The sequence below is a fragment of the Shewanella sp. SG41-4 genome, assembly GCF_014164505.1.
Classification (GTDB): Bacteria; Pseudomonadota; Gammaproteobacteria; order Enterobacterales; family Shewanellaceae; genus Shewanella.
In genome coordinates, this window is record NZ_JACJFI010000005.1 from 21,555 (window position 1) to 39,624 (window position 18,070).

At 42.2% G+C, this 18,070-nt stretch carries 13 protein-coding genes; 8 read left to right on the plus strand and 5 right to left on the minus strand.

The genetic code is table 11. The features are described 5' to 3' along the window. The first annotated feature begins 31 nt into the window (after nt 1–31). Nucleotides 32–406, plus strand: coding sequence for a hypothetical protein (locus H5202_RS01295; RefSeq protein ID WP_182770252.1), 375 nt, complete (start codon nt 32–34; stop codon nt 404–406). Nucleotides 407–558: 152 nt separating this feature from the next. On the opposite strand, the gene H5202_RS01300 is transcribed toward H5202_RS01295, so the two are convergent. Beyond that, a complete protein-coding gene (locus H5202_RS01300; RefSeq protein ID WP_182770253.1) occupies nt 559–1,485 on the minus strand; it encodes an LpxL/LpxP family Kdo(2)-lipid IV(A) lauroyl/palmitoleoyl acyltransferase in 927 nt (308 codons plus the stop codon). Between the two features lie 104 nt (nt 1,486–1,589). Between H5202_RS01300 and hldE the strand changes: the two genes are divergently transcribed. The 3 genes from hldE (at nt 1,590) to H5202_RS01315 (ending at nt 4,699) form a co-directional block, all read left to right on the plus strand. Beyond that, entirely contained in the window at nt 1,590–3,020 is a 1,431-nt protein-coding gene (hldE, locus tag H5202_RS01305) for a bifunctional D-glycero-beta-D-manno-heptose-7-phosphate kinase/D-glycero-beta-D-manno-heptose 1-phosphate adenylyltransferase HldE (RefSeq protein ID WP_182770255.1), read from the plus strand. 3 nt (nt 3,021–3,023) lie between these two features. Continuing rightward, entirely contained in the window at nt 3,024–4,010 is a 987-nt protein-coding gene (locus H5202_RS01310) for a hypothetical protein (RefSeq protein WP_182770257.1), read from the plus strand. Between the two features lie 227 nt (nt 4,011–4,237). Further along, nucleotides 4,238–4,699 carry a TetR/AcrR family transcriptional regulator gene (locus H5202_RS01315; protein ID WP_182770259.1) on the plus strand — a complete coding sequence of 154 codons (462 nt, stop codon included), beginning with the start codon at nt 4,238–4,240 and terminating at the stop codon, nt 4,697–4,699. Nucleotides 4,700–4,954: 255 nt separating this feature from the next. On the opposite strand, the gene H5202_RS01320 is transcribed toward H5202_RS01315, so the two are convergent. The 4 genes from H5202_RS01320 to H5202_RS01335 form a co-directional block, all read right to left on the minus strand. Next, entirely contained in the window at nt 4,955–5,653 is a 699-nt protein-coding gene (locus H5202_RS01320; RefSeq protein WP_182770260.1) for a DUF3581 domain-containing protein, read from the minus strand. Between the two features lie 788 nt (nt 5,654–6,441). Further along, nucleotides 6,442–7,458 (minus strand): diguanylate cyclase domain-containing protein, encoded by a 1,017-nt coding sequence (locus H5202_RS01325; protein ID WP_182770267.1) that lies wholly within the window; start codon nt 7,456–7,458, stop codon nt 6,442–6,444. Nucleotides 7,459–7,561: 103 nt separating this feature from the next. After that, nucleotides 7,562–9,046: a Re/Si-specific NAD(P)(+) transhydrogenase subunit beta gene (gene pntB / locus H5202_RS01330; RefSeq protein WP_182770268.1), complete on the minus strand. Its 1,485-nt coding sequence runs from the start codon at nt 9,044–9,046 to the stop codon at nt 7,562–7,564. An 11-nt stretch (nt 9,047–9,057) separates the two neighbouring features. Then, nucleotides 9,058–10,587, minus strand: coding sequence for a Re/Si-specific NAD(P)(+) transhydrogenase subunit alpha (locus H5202_RS01335; RefSeq protein WP_182770269.1), 1,530 nt, complete (start codon nt 10,585–10,587; stop codon nt 9,058–9,060). A 466-nt stretch (nt 10,588–11,053) separates the two neighbouring features. On the opposite strand from H5202_RS01335, the gene H5202_RS01340 reads away from it, so the two are divergent. The 4 genes from H5202_RS01340 to H5202_RS01355 all read left to right on the plus strand — a co-directional run bounded on the left by H5202_RS01340 (nt 11,054) and on the right by H5202_RS01355 (nt 18,001). After that, nucleotides 11,054–12,844 (plus strand): assimilatory sulfite reductase (NADPH) flavoprotein subunit, encoded by a 1,791-nt coding sequence (locus H5202_RS01340; RefSeq protein WP_182770270.1) that lies wholly within the window; start codon nt 11,054–11,056, stop codon nt 12,842–12,844. A gap of 78 nt (nt 12,845–12,922) precedes the next feature. After that, the gene (gene cysI / locus H5202_RS01345; RefSeq protein ID WP_102035895.1) at nt 12,923–14,614 is read left to right on the plus strand and encodes an assimilatory sulfite reductase (NADPH) hemoprotein subunit; all 1,692 of its coding nucleotides are present in this window, start codon (nt 12,923–12,925) and stop codon (nt 14,612–14,614) included. Continuing rightward, the gene (locus H5202_RS01350; protein ID WP_011638630.1) at nt 14,607–15,398 is read left to right on the plus strand and encodes a phosphoadenylyl-sulfate reductase; all 792 of its coding nucleotides are present in this window, start codon (nt 14,607–14,609) and stop codon (nt 15,396–15,398) included. The genes cysI and H5202_RS01350 overlap by 8 nt, the downstream gene beginning before the upstream one ends. A gap of 878 nt (nt 15,399–16,276) precedes the next feature. Continuing rightward, nucleotides 16,277–18,001 carry a hypothetical protein gene (locus tag H5202_RS01355; protein WP_182770272.1) on the plus strand — a complete coding sequence of 575 codons (1,725 nt, stop codon included), beginning with the start codon at nt 16,277–16,279 and terminating at the stop codon, nt 17,999–18,001. Nucleotides 18,002–18,070 lie beyond the last annotated feature (69 nt).

Sequence of the window (18,070 nt, forward strand, 5' to 3'; positions counted from 1 at the left end):
CGTCGCTAGGTATGTATTAAAAGGAGTTAATATGAAATTGTTAAGTTCGTTGTTGGTTTGCACTCTAGGTGGAATAGTCTCCATGCTGGCTGAAGCTGACGATGCTCAATTAGGCCACTTAGTCGAATTATCGATAACACACAATGATAACTCTATTGGGTTAAGTTGCTTGCCAAGGACAGAAGCTGCTGGCGAAACTGCTGATTGGGTCATTGAGTGTAACCGTTTGGCTTATCAATATTTAATCAGCCAGACGGGCGCAGGTATTGAGTTTAATCGCCAAGTGAATAAAAAGCCTTTTGGTATGGCGGCAGATTTTATGGCGAAAACTTTAATGTCAGATCCATCAGGATTTAAGGCAGTCAATATTGCTCAAGAGTTTGAGTTTACTCATAACAAAACCTAACAACCTCACTTACGGTCTCGATTTTGTTTACATTTAGCTGAATATATAATTAACACTCCGTAGTAATAATATTACTGACGGGCGTGTTTATCCGTTCTTACTAATCTGCAGTAACTTTCATGATTGAAATAACCCGATACGATTAACTAAAATTAGTCATATAACGAGGGTGTATCTTTTGTTGGACGGGTTTTAAAACGACGATGTAGCCACATATATTGCTCCTTGTTGCGGCTAATCAATTGTTCAACAATCTGGTTACCACGAATGGCGTCGTCTGTTTCATTATCACCAGGAAAGTTTTCTAAAGGCGGCATTATTTCAAGGGTGTAGCCTTTATCATCGCTATTACGTTCAACAAAAAATGGCACCACATTGGCTTTACCTAATCTCGCCAATGAAGTTGCTCCAGTAATAGTGGCAGCATCGGGTACGCCAAAAAAGGGAATAAACACCGCGCTTGAACGGCCAAAATCTTGATCGGCGGTATACCAAATAACATCAGGGCTACGCAAACTGCGGATCATTTGGCGTACGTCGCGTTTAGGCACTAAGCCTTTGTTTGAACGTAAACGGCCTTTGACTTGTAAGTATTCCATCACCGGATTGTTATGGGGACGATATACTCCAATTCCAGGAGCAAACTGGCCAAATATACGCGCGCCCATTTCAAGCGGTAAGCAATGCACGGCAAATAAAATCACCCCTTTGCCATTGTCTAAGCTTTGACTAACATGCTCAGTACCTTTAATGGTCATGTGTTGTTGCACGCGTTCGTTTGACCACCACCATGCGTTAATGGTGTCGAATACCGCTTTACCGGTTTCTTCAAAAGTACGCTCAAGCAGGTGTTGCTTGTCTGCATCACTCATATCAGGAAAGCATAAATCGATATTGCGCTTAGCTGTATGGGTTCTTCCGCCTGCAAATTTCATCACTAATCTACCAATGCTACGGCCTATTTTCATTTGCCAAGACAGAGGTAATAGTAAGGTTAAACGCATTAAACCGACGCCAAACCACATAGGCCAATGTTTAGGATGATATAAATTAGAAGAAAATTCGGCTTTCTCGACCACGGACAACTCGTCTAGTTCACAAAAATTATTTGTTATTCTACCACATATTTTGATGAAAATTAGGTACAATCACGGTTAATTTTTTACAAGACAGCGAATACACTATGAAGGTTTCTCTCCCAGCTTTTGAAAATGCGCGCGTTTTAGTGATTGGCGATGTGATGTTAGATCGCTATTGGGTAGGCCCTACGGGACGCATTTCACCCGAAGCCCCAGTACCTGTTGTTAAAATTAATCAAATTGAAGATAGACCCGGCGGTGCCGCCAATGTGGCATTAAACATTGCAACATTAGGTGGACACGTCCAGTTAGCGGGCATAGTCGGTCAAGATGAAACCGCACAAGCATTAACCCAAGGGGTAAAAGTGTTTGGGGTAGAACCGCAATGGTTAACCGTAGCAGACAAGCCGACGATTACTAAATTACGGGTATTGTCGCGTAATCAACAGTTAATCCGCTTAGATTTTGAAGAACAATTTGATAAAGCGACTAGCCAAGCGTTATTCGCGCAAAGCGAAGCGATTCTAGACAATGTCGATGTATTGGTATTGTCTGATTATGCCAAAGGCGCCATTGATGAACCTAAGGACTTTATTGCTAAAGCGCGAGCCAAAGGGGTAAAGGTATTAGTTGATCCTAAAGGACATGATTTTGCTCGTTATCACGGCGCCTCATTAATCACCCCAAACATGAGTGAATTTGAAGCCGTTGTCGGTACGGTAACCAGCGAAGATGATTTAATCGAAAAAGCTCAGAAACTGATTAAGTTGCACGACTTTGAAGCCATTTTAGTGACCCGTTCAGAAAAGGGCATGACCTTAGTGTCGCAAAACCAACCTGAATTGCACATTCCAACCGTTGCGCGTGAAGTTCACGATGTTACAGGTGCGGGTGATACAGTGATTTCTGCTTTAGCAACCTCAATAGCTGCGGGGGCGACATTAGCGCAAGCTTGTGCGATTGCCAATACAGCAGCGGGTGTGGTTGTGGGTAAACTAGGTACTTCAACCGTTAGCCGCATTGAACTCATTCAAGCATTAGCTCTTAACCATGGAGAGTCTGGTTTCGGCGTAATGACAGAAGATCAATTAGTTTATGCGATGGATCAGGCGCGTTTACGCGGTGAGCGTATTGTAATGACCAACGGTTGTTTTGATATTTTGCATGCCGGCCATGTGAGCTATTTACAACAAGCCAAAGCCTTAGGTGACCGTCTTATTGTTGCTGTAAATGATGATAGCTCGGTGACGCGCTTAAAAGGCCCTGGACGTCCGGTTAATCCTGTTGATCGCCGTATGGCGGTTTTAGCGGGTCTAGCATCGGTAGACTGGGTGGTACCTTTCACAGAAGATACCCCACAACGTATTATTACGCGATTATTGCCAGATTCTTTGGTTAAAGGCGGCGATTACAAAGTGGAAGATATTGCTGGTGGTGCTGAAGTGATGGCTGCAGGTGGCAAGGTTGAAGTGCTTGGATTTGAGGACGGTGTATCCACTACCGCCATTATTCAAAATATTATGTCACAAAAATAGTTGATGCTTAGATACTGGCAACGGTCATTACTCAAATTATTAAGCTGTAGCGTTGCTTGCGCGCCGTTATTGGTTTGTCACTTTGTTAATGCCGGCCAGGTTATTTCGACGCAACCTGTGACTGCTAGTCAGATCCAAACGACAGCGGTTATGATTGAAGATGGCTTGGTGAATGATGACATTCGCCAAGCTTATTTTACTCCAGTAGCATCCAAACAAGCGCTAGTCTGCTCTTTATCTTCACTGGTAAGGTGTATTGCATTACTCCCTTCGTCTTTACAACAACAAACTGCTTTTTCAGTTGCCAATATTCGTCGCGCTGTTGGGCGTAAAAGTGCGATGGTGCTGGTTGCGGAGCATCGTACAATAGCAGGGGTTATCATTATTAATCCTGCTAACAATATGGCTGAGCAGAGTGGCGCTATCGGCTTTACAACTTATCAATTGCGATTAGCCAACCAGATGCAATTAACCTTGTGGCACGAAATTGGCCATTTATATAACATTGCACTGCAAGGCAGCATTTTACCCTCATCTTTGACTGAATATCAGCATGAGTGGCTAGCGGATTTGTATTTGTTATGGCGTATTGGGCAGCATTATCAGCAACTCGATTTGGGCTGGCAACAGTTTCATCGTCGAAATCTAGCGCTTATCAACGACAGTGCTAATTTGTCGCATTGGAGTGCGCCTCAACTTCAAGTCGCACTCAATCATTATGATGCCCAGCAATTAAAGCAGTTTACTCGCTATGAGGATTTTATAACCGCGGTTTATCCATTAATGCCGACCTGGTCGACACATGACTTAGGAGAGTTTTCTAGCTTAATTCAGCGTACTTTTAGCGCGGCTCAATCTTTGCCTAAGTATATGTTTTGGCGCCAATCAGATCTTATCGAAGTGTTGTCACCCACTTTAGAAAGGTTCATGGGTAAGACAGAATCACAACGTTGGCTTAAAAATAAATTCTTTATTGAAAATAATATGTAAATTTTTGTTACCTGTTTTTGTTACCTTCTGCTGCACATTAAATTATGATTTTTAATAACCTTTGATTTTAAAGGGTAAATAAATAGTTATCGCGATAATGTTCTGTTTTACCCTAGCTATCTGCATATTGTACGGTTAAAGATGTTGTAAAATAGCGAATTCTTAGCAGAATTTTCTAGTTTGGTCTGGTAAGCTCTTGCACCAAAATAATTAGAGAGACTAAGTTTATGGCCAAGCGTTCACGAGTTGAAACTGAGTTAACCGTTAACCAAATTTTAGATGAAGCCTTCAAGCAAATCCTTACTATTGGCTTTGAGGCTATGTCTTATACTACGCTGTCTGCCGCGACTGGTATCAGCCGAACAGGTATTAGTCATCACTTCCCGCGTAAAACAGAGTTTTTAGTGCGTCTAGATCAACGTATTGGGCAGTTTTTTATTGAAGGATTAGATTTTTCTTCGATAGCAGCACTAGAGCAATCATGGGCTGAAATTATGCAGCAATCTGAGCGAAAAGCCGTATTGCAACTGTTTTTCAGTTTATGTGGAAGTAATGACGAAAACGTGAAAATGCTCAAATCACTTAATATTGTCACCGAGGCTGCAGTTAAGCATTTTGCTGATGCTGGGCGTAAATGTGTTGAGCAACTTATCGGTAATAGTGCATTGGTATTATTACAAGACATGTAACGACACCAATATACGCAACTAAACCAAGAGTAAGTAACTGATCAAATTGCACTAGTTTGTTGTATGCACCAAACGTTTTGGCTATTTAAGTTTTACCCTGAAGTAACAAACCGGTATTTAAATTGACAATATGATCAATACGATATCGAAGAAACCATTCCATATCGGTATCTGAGCATTCAACATATTGAATGCTCAGATACCGTTATAGAATGATATTTAGTGAAAGATTAAGCATTGCTAACGTGTGTTGGTTTACACCAGTTTTCTACTTTCATATCTGTCGCACATTTGTTGCGCTTGTTCTTCATCAAATTCACGTAAACCGCTTAATACTAATGTTTTGACTCCGCTACCAATCACTTTTCCTTCGCTTTGTAGTTCAAAGGTGAGCGTGACATCGCCACGCTTGCCATGAATCGCTAAATCTTGTTTGATAAGGTGCAAACTGATGGTGCTGAAATCAAAATGATCTAAATGAAATGACATGCTTTCATAAATCACTAATGGACGATCAGGGTTAATCATGACCTTATATTGCTTCATCATAGGCACAAGTACGTGGATAAAGTTCAATCCTGAAAAAGCGACATAACTTTCAATAAATGCCGCTGTTTGTATATCACACTTGCATACCTCACCCTGACGTTCAATATGCAGATATTCTTTGCCTTTGGTGTCGCTAATGCTGAACTTATTAGCCACATTTTTATCGACGTGAAGCTCAACGTTGTCACCGACCATGCCAGCAAACTTAAACTGCATATTTTGGCTCAGACCATATTGGGTCAGCACTAATGCAAATAATAAATCACCCGGAACACAAAAGCGTTTAGCGCCCACATCATGTATAGGGTTGAAATCTCCAGCAATTTTTTTTGCGAATTCACTAGCTTGTTTAGCCGAAATAAACACGCTTTGATCTTGCTTAGTAAAATAAGGTGATAAAAACATAAAGAATAATTCTTATTAGTCAGTAGTAAGTCATATCACAGAGCGTGATTGTTAATGATAATTCTATAACAATTTTGGCGAATGCGAGACTAGGTTAGTGATAAAATCGATTAATGAGCGAGAGTTTACTGCATGATGGCAGATAAACTCACCCGATGACTATAAAAACCCTATATTGAGCTTAACTACAAGGCTTCTTTAGTGTGTTTATTTCTATTCCACTAGTGTCATCGGCAATAAAATAAGTCAAACATGCTTTTGCATTATGTCAGCATATCAAGATTACTAAGTGAATTTAATCGAGATTTGCTGTGAATAACAAAATCAACTTAGCCGTCAGCATATCCTGAAATTGGATATAGGGTGATATTAATTATTTTTCTGTTTTATTAAAATGCGTTTTTCAGTGTCATTTACATCGCCGACAAGAATTTCAATCAGCCCTTCTTGGCGCTATTTACGCTTTATCGACAGAGAATAGACCCGTTTTAGAACCGTGAATATGCTTTGTTAGCAAACCCATCGCATGCATTGATAATGCAGACTTGAGATAAACACATTCGGTAGATTTATCCATGTTTTATCAGGCATTGTGGATAGATGGATAGATGGATAAGTGGTGATGCTGGCGAGGGTAATCAATTTGGGTTTAACGCTTGGTAATTGACTGTTTGTTTGTCACAAGATTTTGGCGAAATCTGTTTTGCACTAGGGTTTAAGGGGGTAATTTTATTTTTTTTAAGGTGGTGCAGCGGGTTCAGAGGATATATCTAAGCTTGTTAACCTTATTACCAAAATAAGAAGTTATGTTTACCGTGTTTTTTAATGCTGTACATGGCTTTATCGGCTTGCTCACAAACGTTAGTAAACTCATCTAATTCATCAAATAAGCTGATGCCAATACTGAGCCCTACTTTAATGCTTTCACCCTCCAATTCTATAGGATATTCATAGTGTGCCAGTAACGTTTTAGCCAAGGTTGTTAAACGTTCGACATCATTACAATGAGCTAAAATGACAAACTCATCACCACCAAAACGTGCCACATGATGGCGTGTGGGCTTGGTTGTGTCTGTGGTGCTAAAGAGTTGATCGCATATTTGAGCAATATCGTTGGCAATATGGATCAATAGAATATCGCCATACCGATGGCCTAAATGATCATTAATAATCTTAAAGCCGTCTAAATCGATAAAACACAACGCGCCATGATGTGTGTCGTGACTGTTTTTTCTCTGTTCAAAGGCAGCAATGAGTGCATTTCGATTGAGTAAATTGGTTAATGGATCGCGATGAGCGAGTTTGGCTAATTCTTGTTCGTAACGCTTTTCTTGGGTGACATCAATGTGAGTGCCCATAATTCGCAGCGGTTCACCGTTAATACCATACTCAATAATACGTCCACGGTCAGACACCCATGCAACAGTGCCATCTTTATGTACCATACGATGCACTGCTTGATAAATTTCCGCGTTACCGGCTACATGACTTTCAAAGGCTTGTATTACCCAGTCTTTGTCTTCGGGGTGAAGATTGTTTTTCCAGCTGCTGATATGGGCGGGTAACTCTTCACGGGTAAAGCCAAGAAGATGACCCCACTGTTGATTAAAAATAGTTAGGTTTCCGCTGGGAATATGTTGCTCCCATAAACATAAGCCAGTGCCATCGAGCGTAGCGTTCAGTTGCTCGTTTACTCGTTTATTGAGCAGAGTAAGCCGATTGTTCTCGTACTCGAGTCGCTTTATTTTGTGCTTATGTTGCTCCAGCTCAAGCTGTAACTGAGCAATGATATCTTGCTGTGTCATGGATAGCTGATAATCCTTTGAGTCCAATAGGCTCAGTTTAGCGGGTTATTAAAGAAAAAACACCAGCATTAGTTGCTGGTGTTTTGTTCGTCACAAAGTTGATTTATAAGGCTTTAAGGATTGCTTCTACACTGTCCTTAGCATCACCAAACAACATTTGGGTATTGTCTTTAAAGAACAATGGATTTTGTACACCGGCATAACCGGTGTTCATTGAACGTTTAAAGCCAATCACGTTTTGGGCTTTCCATACTTCTAATACTGGCATGCCAGCAATAGGGCTCGTTGGATCCTCCATCGCCGCCGGGTTAACCGTATCGTTAGCACCAATGACAAGCACTGTATCTGTACTGCTAAAGTCTTCGTTGATTTCGTCCATTTCTAACACGATATCGTAAGGCACTTTAGCTTCGGCCAGTAGTACGTTCATGTGGCCAGGTAAGCGTCCTGCAACAGGGTGAATACCAAAGCGCACTTTAATGCCCATATCACGTAGCTTTCTGGTAATTTCAGCCACCGGATATTGTGCTTGAGCCACCGCCATACCATAACCTGGAGTGATAATGACCGAGTCTGACGCTTTTAGCATATCAGCGACATCTTCAGCGGTTGTTTCACGGTATTCACCCACTGTGTCATCGCCTGATGCTGCAATGGCATCATTACCAAAACCACCGGCAATAACAGAAATGAACGAGCGGTTCATTGCTTTACACATAATGTAAGACAGAATCGCACCCGATGAGCCCACAAGCGCACCGACAACAATCAGTAAGTCATTAGATAACATGAAACCTGCTGCTGCTGCTGCCCAACCCGAATATGAGTTCAGCATGGATACCACAACCGGCATATCAGCGCCGCCAATTGAAGCCACTAAATGCCAACCAAACGCGAACGCGATAAGGGTCATCAAGATGATTGGCGTCACTGCACCACCAGCCTGAACGAATATCACCATGAGAATAAACGACACCACAACGGCCAATAAATTTAATTTATGACGATGAGGTAGCATTAATGCTTTTGATGAAACCAAACCACGTAACTTAGCAAAGGCCACAATCGAACCTGTGAAGGTGACTGCACCAATAAAGATGCCTAAAAATACTTCCACTAAGTGAATGTTAAGCATGGCACCGGTTAGGTGTTCGGTTTGTTGGGCTTTGCTTGCTTCGGCAAACGCAGCTCTGGCGGTTTCTAGTGTAGTGTTGAGGTCTTGCCCTAATACCACAACAATTTCAGACACTTCGTGTGGTTGGATATCAATAAAGCTATTAAAGCCCACTAATACCGCTGCTAGACCCACAAAACTGTGCAAAATTGCGACGAGCTCTGGCATTTCTGTCATTTCGACTTTTAATGCTAAGCGAATACCAATTGATCCACCAATGACCATGGCGAGAATAATCCATTCTACGCCGCTTGTGGCAGGGTTGAGTATGGTTGCAATAAGCGCAATCGCCATACCAATAATGCCAAATAAATTACCATTTTTAGCGGTTTCTTGTTTTGATAACCCAGCTAAACTGAGAATAAAAAACACCGCGGCAATGATATAAGATGCTGTAACCAGTCCTTGAGACACGATATGACTCCTTAATCTTTACGGAACATCTTCAGCATGCGCTGAGTGACGGTAAATCCGCCAAAGATGTTGATACTGGCAATAAGCACCGCAACAAACGCAAGCGCCGTGACTAATGCTGAACCCTGGCCTATTTGCAATAACGCCCCGACCACAATAATGCCTGAAATAGCATTAGTGACCGACATTAACGGCGTATGCAATGAGTGCGACACATTCCACACCACGTAATAACCCACCACACACGATAGGATAAACACGGTGAAATGCGATAAGAACTCAGCGGGCGCAACAGAAGCGACTGCAGCAAAACCAGCAAGCCCTAACACACCTAAAATGTATTTAAGTTTTGACGGTGCTTTGTCAACTTTGGCCGCTTTAGGCTCGATACTCGCTGCTGGTTTTTGCGGTGCCGCAGACACTGAAATGGCTGGAGGTGGGAAAGTTATTTCGCCGCCACGAGTCACGGTCATGTTGCGCATCACTACATCGTCAAAATCGAGCACAGCATTACCGTCTTTGGCTTTACACATTAACTTCATCAAGTTGACTAGGTTAGTGCCATAAAGTTGTGACGATTGCGCCGGTAAACGACCGGGTAAGTCGGTATAACCCAGCACCTTTACGCCGTTTTCAGTAATAAAACGTTCACCAGTGACGGTGTATTCACAGTTACCACCTGTTGCTGCCGCTAAATCGACAATCACTGAGCCAGGTTTCATGGTATCAACCATGTCTTTGGTGATCAGCTTTGGCGCAGGGCGACCAGGAATTAATGCGGTGGTAATGATGATATCGACGTCTTTGGCTTGTTCAGCAAAGAGCGCCATTTCAGCGGCAATAAACTCTTCTGACATGGTTTTAGCGTAGCCGTCAGACGAGCCGCCTTCAGTGTTTTCAAATTCAAGCTTTAAGAAGCTACCGCCCATTGACTCAATTTGCTCAGCCACTTCAAGGCGAGTATCAAATGCGCGCACTATGGCCCCTAGCGAGCCCGCGGTGCCAATAGCGGCAAGCCCGGCTACACCAGCGCCAATAACCAACACTTTAGCTGGTGGCACTTTACCTGCGGCGGTAATTTGCCCAGTAAAGAAACGACCAAATTCGTGGGCGGCTTCGATCACCGCGCGATAACCACCAATGTTGGCCATCGATGATAAGGCATCGAGTGATTGGGCGCGTGAGATGCGTGGCACCATGTCCATCGCCATCACAGTAATATTGTGACTTGACAGTTTTTCAACAAGTTCAGGATTTTGGGCTGGCCAAATAAAACTCACCAACGTCGTACCTGGTTTCATTTTGGCGATTTCGTCATCGGACGGTGCATTCACTTTAAAAATAAAGTCAGCGTCGTACACATTGTCGACCACATCTGCCCCAGCGGCTTCAAATGCAGCATTATCAAAGCTCGACTTCACACCTGCCTGTGCTTCAATTGCCACACTAAAGCCGAGTTTTATTAGTTGTACCACAGTGGCTGGAGTCGCGGCGACTCGAGTTTCACCTTTGATACTTTCTCTCGGTATTCCAATCTGCATGACTGTTTCCTGATGGTTAATAAAAAGACCGTCTATTGTTGTTCCCCATCAATAGACCATTCCGTTTGAGTATTTCTGCCTCACATGCTGCACTTTGAAGATAGAAAAAGAGCAGCATATGACCATTGAAGTCGGGTAAACTATTTAACCAATGGCATTACGTTGACACAGTTACATTGTATTTGCATGTCGTTTTACTCAGAGAACAATCAACCTGATAATTATTCATCAGTTAATTGGCGCTCCTAGCTTGCGACATGAGGCGTGTTCGGTACAAGTGCCTTTAGGTTAATTAAAGGGTTTTAAATTAAGGTAATTTAAAAACTTTTAACTGCGCCACACTTTTGTAGCTTAAAAAAACATCTTTGCATATTCCTAAATGGAATAAAAAATCATCTTTTATTCTTTTTTGGTTTTTGTCCTTAGGAGTAAGCTAGTTCACATTACACTGTTATAAGGCCGTCTTATGTTGTTAAAAGAACTTTCAGCTTTAGCATCACCATTGTCTCAAGGACAAGTCGATAAGCTAAAGCAACTCACATCTGAATTATCTTCAGTTCAACTTGCATGGGTCAGTGGTTATCTCGCTGCGAGTGCTAACCAAGGTCAAGGCGGTGTCGAGACGACAGCAGAGACAAGTGCCGCACCAACAGTTACGATTTTATACGGTAGCCAAACGGGCAATGGCCGTGGCGTAGCTAAAGAGCTAGCGGCTAAAGCGCAGGCGCAAGGTTACGCGGTTAATTTAGCTTCTATGGGCGAATACAATGTCCGTCAACTAAAACAAGAAACCATTTTGTTATTGGTTGTTAGTACTCATGGTGAAGGCGAAGCGCCTGACGATGCGATTGAACTACACAAGTTTTTATCCTCAAAGCGCGCACCTAAATTAGATAAGCTTCATTATTCTGTGTTAGCGCTAGGTGATTCAAGTTATGAGTTTTTCTGCCAAACCGGTAAAGACTTTGATGCGCGTTTAAGTGCACTAGGGGCAACATCTTTATTGCCGTTGGTAGAATGTGATGTTGATTATGAAGATATTTCACAACAATGGCAGGACAGCGTTGTAGAAGCTGTTAAGCCGTATATTCAAGCATCAAGTGCAAGTGTGGTCTCTATTGGTACTGCATCGATTGCTGGTGAAAGTGAATATACTAAGCAAAACCCCTATACAGCAGAAGTACTCGTCAGCCAAAAAATTACCGGTCGAGATTCTGATCGTGATGTCCGCCATGTTGAAATTGATTTAGGCGAGTCAGGATTAACTTATCAAGTCGGTGATGCGTTAGGTGTATGGTTTAGTAATAACGAAGTGCTTGTCGATGAAGTTATCGCCGCGCTCGGTTTAGCTGCAGACGACAATGTTACCGTATCGAAACAGTCATTATCATTAAAGGCTGCGTTAACTGACAAGAAAGAATTAACTCAGTTATACCCAGGCCTAGTTAAAACATGGGCTGAGTTGAGTGGTAATGCTGAACTAGCTGTGATTAGTGAAGACAAAGAACAAACCAGACAGTTTATTCTTAAGCATCAGTTAGCCGATTTAGTTGCAATATATCCTGCCAAGGTTAGCGCCGTGCAGTTAGTTGATATGTTACGTCCATTAACTCCACGCTTATATTCAATAGCCTCTAGCCAGGCCGAAGTTGAAGCCGAAGTACACTTAACAGTGGCATTGGTTGAAGATGAGCGTCAAGGCCAAGCTCGTTTTGGTGGTGCATCGCATTTCTTAGCCTCAGCTGAAGAAGGCCAGCAGGTTAATGTATATGTTGAGCCTAATAACCATTTCCGCTTACCAGAAAACCCAGAAACACCGGTAATTATGGTGGGTCCTGGTACTGGTGTTGCGCCATTCCGCGCCTTTATGCAGCAACGTGCCGTTGACGGTGTGTCGGGTGACAGCTGGTTATTCTTTGGTAACCCACATTTTGAACAAGATTTCTTATACCAAGTTGAGTGGCAGCAGTATCTTAAAAATGGCGATTTATCGCGTTTAGATGTGGCTTTCTCGCGTGATCAAGCTCATAAAGTGTATGTTCAGCATCGCATTGCCGAACAAGCAGAAGCGTTGTGGCAGTGGCTACAAAATGGCGCGCATGTGTATATCTGTGGTGATGCAGAACGCATGGCAAAAGATGTACACCAAGCATTAGTGAATATAGCGGTTGAACAAGGTGGCTTAAGCGCTGATGACGCAGAAGCTTACTTTGAAACACTTCGTAGCGAAAAACGCTACCAAAAAGACGTGTACTAAATTCGACCTCGGTTGCTAGTCAAATCTAGCAACCCAATCGCACTAATGAATTGAACAGAATTAAGAGAGGCCCAGGCCATGAGTGAGCAAAAGTTAGCGTTAAACGAATACTTAAAAATCGACAGTGATTATTTACGCGGCGACATCCAGGAAGGTTTAGATACCCAAGTGACAGGATCGTTTAGTGATGGCGATCAACAGTTGATCAAATTCCACGGTTTTTATCAGCAAGACGATCGCGATTTACGTAACGAGCGTAAAGAGCAAAAGTTAGAGCCATTGCATAGCTTTATGCTACGTGCCCGTGTACCTGGTGGTATTTGTACTCCAGCGCAGTGGTTAGAAGTGGATAAAATTTCATCTACGCTAACCACCTCAAACAGCATTCGTTTAACCACGCGTCAAACGTTTCAGTACCACGGCATTCCTAAGCGTAATCTAAAAACCTTGATCCAAGGTCTTGATCGCGCCGCACTCGATTCTATTGCCGCTTGTGGTGACGTAAACCGTAACGTGATGTGTAACCCAAACCCGGTTGAATCTAAGTTACATGCTCAGGCGTATTCGGTTGCCAAGCATTTATCTGATCATCTATTACCACACACTCGCGCTTACGCTGAGATTTGGTTAGATGAAGAAAAGCTATTAGGCACCGAAACGGTTGAACCGGTTTACGGTAAAACCTATTTGCCACGTAAATTTAAAATGGCGGTTGCAGTTCCACCACATAATGATGTCGACGTATACACCAACGACCTTGGTTTTATTGCGGTAGCAGAAGCCGGCGAGTTAATTGGCTTTAACTTGGTTGCGGGTGGCGGCATGGGGTCTACCCACGGTGAAGTAGAAACCTTCCCACGTTTAGCTGACGACTTTGGGTTTATTAAAACTGACGACGTTACCAAGTTTGCAGAAGCGGTAATGACCGTTCAACGTGACTGGGGTAACCGTGTTGTACGTAAACGTGCGCGTTTAAAGTACACCATTGTTGACCATGGTTATGATGCATTTAAAGCAGAAGTAGAGAAACGTGCCGGGGTTAAATTTGAGCCCAAACGTGATGTGATTATTGGCGATCGCGGCGACCGTTATGGTTGGGTTGAAGGTATCGACAATAAGTTTCATTTAACGCTGTTTATTGAAAGTGGCCGTATTAAAGACATGCCAGGTCAAACCTTGCAAACCGGTCTACGTGAAATAGCCAAAATCCATAAAGGCGATTTCCGCATGACATCTAATCAGAACATGATTATTGCCGGTGTCGCTGCACAAGATAAAGCTGAAATTGAAGGGTTAGCGCGTAAACATGGTTTATTAGGCCAAGTGCTAAGTGGTACTCGCGGGCATTCAATTGCCTGTGTGGCATTGCCAACTTGCCCATTAGCGATGGCAGAAGCTGAACGTTACTTCCCTGAGTTTATTGATCACATTGATGCTCTACAGGCTAAGCATGGTATTAGCGAGCAATCAATTGTGGTGCGTATGACCGGTTGTCCAAACGGTTGTGCCCGTCCATTTGCGGCTGAAATTGGTTTAGTGGGTAAAGCTCCTGGGCGTTACAATTTGTATTTAGGCGCCAGCTTTGAAGGCACGCGTTTAAATAAAATGCATAAAGAAAACATTCAAGAAGCTGAAATTTTAGCTGAATTGGATACCTTGTTTGGCCGCTACGCCACAGAGCGCGATGCGGGCGAAACCTTTGGTAACTTCACTGTGCGCATTGGCGTAGTGAAGGCGGTTAATGACGCCGCTAAGGATTTTCATGCCTAATGAAGTGGTAACGACTGCGCCTACTGGCGCGGCCGTCGATCATTCTGTGACTCCGGCTCAACTGCAGGCGTTATTATTAGCGCCTAAAGCAGAGCAAACAGCTGCGCTTGAAAACATTAACCTGTTTTTAGCAGGTTTAACGGCGCAACAACGAGTGGCTTGGGGCTTAGCGTATTTACCGGGCGATCATGCGTTATCGTCTAGCTTTGGTATTCAAGGCGCGGTGATGTTGCACATGGTGACTCAAGCGCAAAGTGATATTCCGGTGATTTTAACCGACACTGGCTATTTGTTTGCTGAGACTTATCAATTTATTGATCAGTTAACTGAGCGCTTAAACCTCAATCTTAAAGTGTACCAAGCGGGTCAAACCCAAGCGTGGCAAGAAGCCCGTTTTGGTAAGCTGTGGGAGCAGGGGATTGACGGCTTAGAAAAGTATAACCGCATCAATAAAGTTGAGCCTATGCAACGTGCATTAGCTGAATTAAATGTCGGTACCTGGTTCGCAGGCTTGCGTCGTAGCCAGTCTAGCACCCGTGAAGCATTGCCGATTTTAGCCATTAGTGGCAAACGTTTTAAGTTGTTACCCATCATTGAGTGGAGCAACAAAGACGTCCATATGTACTTAACTGAACATGACTTGCCATATCACCCATTATGGGAACAAGGCTATGTGTCGGTAGGCGATACTCACTCAAGTAAACCTCTTGAGTTAGGTATGTCCGAAGAAGAAACCCGTTTTAATGGCTTACAACGAGAATGTGGTCTGCACTTCGATATCTAGTTGTGAAGTGGTGTTATAGAACGTACTCCATTCATCCGCGATTTATTGCGGATGAGTGCATTTTAAGGTTTTATTTATTTACCGTATCACCCTCTATTTTGTCTTAAATTCGACGTTATTCTTTTTAATTAATTTGTTTTATTGCTGTCATTCATAAGTTTGAATTATGAGATAAACTGCTTTTATCTCATCGGTTTGTAATATCATGCTGCCAAATTATTACCAAGCCTGTTTGGTAACATGTTGTCAGACATTGCAACGTTATAATTAAAAAGGGCAGGTTGAGATTGGTTTGTTCTCCTAAATAATTAGCTGTGCATTGAATTGATCTGCTGATTTTATGTGTAATAGAAAATAATAAAATTTTATTTAAATTTTTATGCATCAGTGCCGATATTAGTCTAGATTTAAATTTGCCGTAGACGGTTTTTGTTGACGTTTTGAGATTGTTTTTGCAATCCACGTACCTTCAAAAGCTTCGCTCGTATCCTCGAGCACATTGATTGACTTGTTAGCGTATAAGCAATCTGTTCGGTTGTTCCCGATAACTCAGTAGTTCGAGTTATCGGGAATCAAATGGTTGATTTATTTTCTGCTTAATCCTTTTTGCTTCTCATCGCTACGCTGATCAAATTCCCTCTCTAAGCTCGTTGGATAATAAGCTGTCTTTTTGATGTTATTGGTTTTTTATTGGTGCCGTTTTCTGCATAAATATCACCCCAAAAGGCAACATCTAATGCGTTGATTAACATTTAATGCTAAATTAATCCGCAGTTTATCGGTGAAATCGATAATGCTTATCCCAAAAAGATAATAAATGTTTAAACGCTAACTCATTTCAAGGAAGAGTTAACAATAATATAAATTGGAGTTTATAGATGAATAAGATGGCAATTGCTGCTGTGGTATTAGCTGTTGGTGCAGGTGGATACTTTCTGTCACAACAAGGGACGTCAGTCGTTAAAAATGCTCCTATGTTGGACTATATTCCTGCTGATACATTAGCGTTTTCTGGGCAGTTAGTTCCATTTCCGTTAAAAGATTATTTGTATAGCATTGCAGGTAATTACCAAGCTTATAATTTGGATGAAATGCTGTCGCTAGATGATAGCTCATCAGCTCAAGAGCGCTTTTTTGTCAGTTTATATAAGCAATACATGACAGTGTTGCCTGAACCTGAAACCTTGCTATCAACATACGGTTTACCTGATTCAATCAAGAGTTATTTCTATACCTTGGGCGCATTGCCGGTAATAAAAATTGAGATCAGTAATCCTGCAGCATTTTGGGCCGAATTAGATCGCGCTGAGCAGGAAAGTGGCTTAACTCATACAATGGGCAAATCTGGTTCTGTTGATTATCGTGGTTATGCATTAACCGATGTCGATGAGAAAGAACATGCTGAGATTGTTTTTTCTGTTAAAGATGGCTGGTTAACCGTGACATTGAATACGTCATTTAATCAACCTGAATTACTTGAAACCGCCTTGGGTGAAAAGAAAGTTGAGCACCCAATTAGCGAAACCACCATGTTGCAAGACATTGCCAAAAATCATGGTTTTATGCAAGACAGCATTAGCTTTATTAACCATGTTGAATTGGTTAAAGGGTTAACGTCGACTGACGGCAATATGCTGGCCAAGCAAATGACCAAAATGATTGAAATTCAGGGTGAAGATCCATTTGCAGAAATGAAAACACCAGTGTGTCAAACTGAATTAAATGCCATAGCGGCCAACTGGCCACGCAGTGTAATGGGGTTAAATGCATACTCTATTACTCGTGAAGAAAGTACCATTGATGCTGCTGTCGTGGTTGAAAGTAACAACCAAGTGATTTTGTCAGCATTGAACAAAATACGCGGTTTTGTGCCTTCATTTGTCAGTAGTGGTCATGACAATATCTTATCATTCTCTCTCGGCGTTGATGTTAATCAACTCGCACCAGCATTGAACGAAGTGTGGAAAGATTTACAAACACCGCAATACCAATGTGCTGCACTGGCTCAAATGCAGTCAGAGTTAAGCGAATTAAACCCAGCGATGCTTGGCATGATGACGGGTATGGCTAATGGTGTTAAAGGCATCAGCGTGACACTTGCTGATTACAAGTTAGCTGAAAAAAATGGCCAACCTAGTTTTGAAAAACTAGATGCATTAATTAGCGTGTCAGCTGAAAAGCCGATGATGTTAGTTGATATGATGAAGCCGTTTTATCCGCCGCTTGCAAACGTTAACTTGAAAGACAATGGCGATCCAGTCGATATTACCTCTATGTTAATGTTGCCACCAGAATTTGGGGTTAGTGCTAAATTGGCCATCAAAGGGAGTCATTTAGTTGTTTATACTGGCGACAGAGGTACTGAGTTAGCCGATTTGATGTATAAGCAATCACTAGAGTCTAATGGTTTCTTTGACTTGTCTGTTGATTACCAGAAAATGTTTGCTCCATTAGTCGATATGGTCGAAATGAGTGGCGAACCAATGCCAGAAGAATTGATGATGTTAAAAGATTACGATATGCGCTTACAGATGTCGGTAGATTTTACAGACAAAGGCATTGTTATTGGTTCAAAAGTTAACAGCAAGGCAAATGAACAGTAATACGTAAAGCTTTTGATTTTAAAAGTGATTAAATATAAAAAGGTGACCATATAGGTCACCTTTTTTATG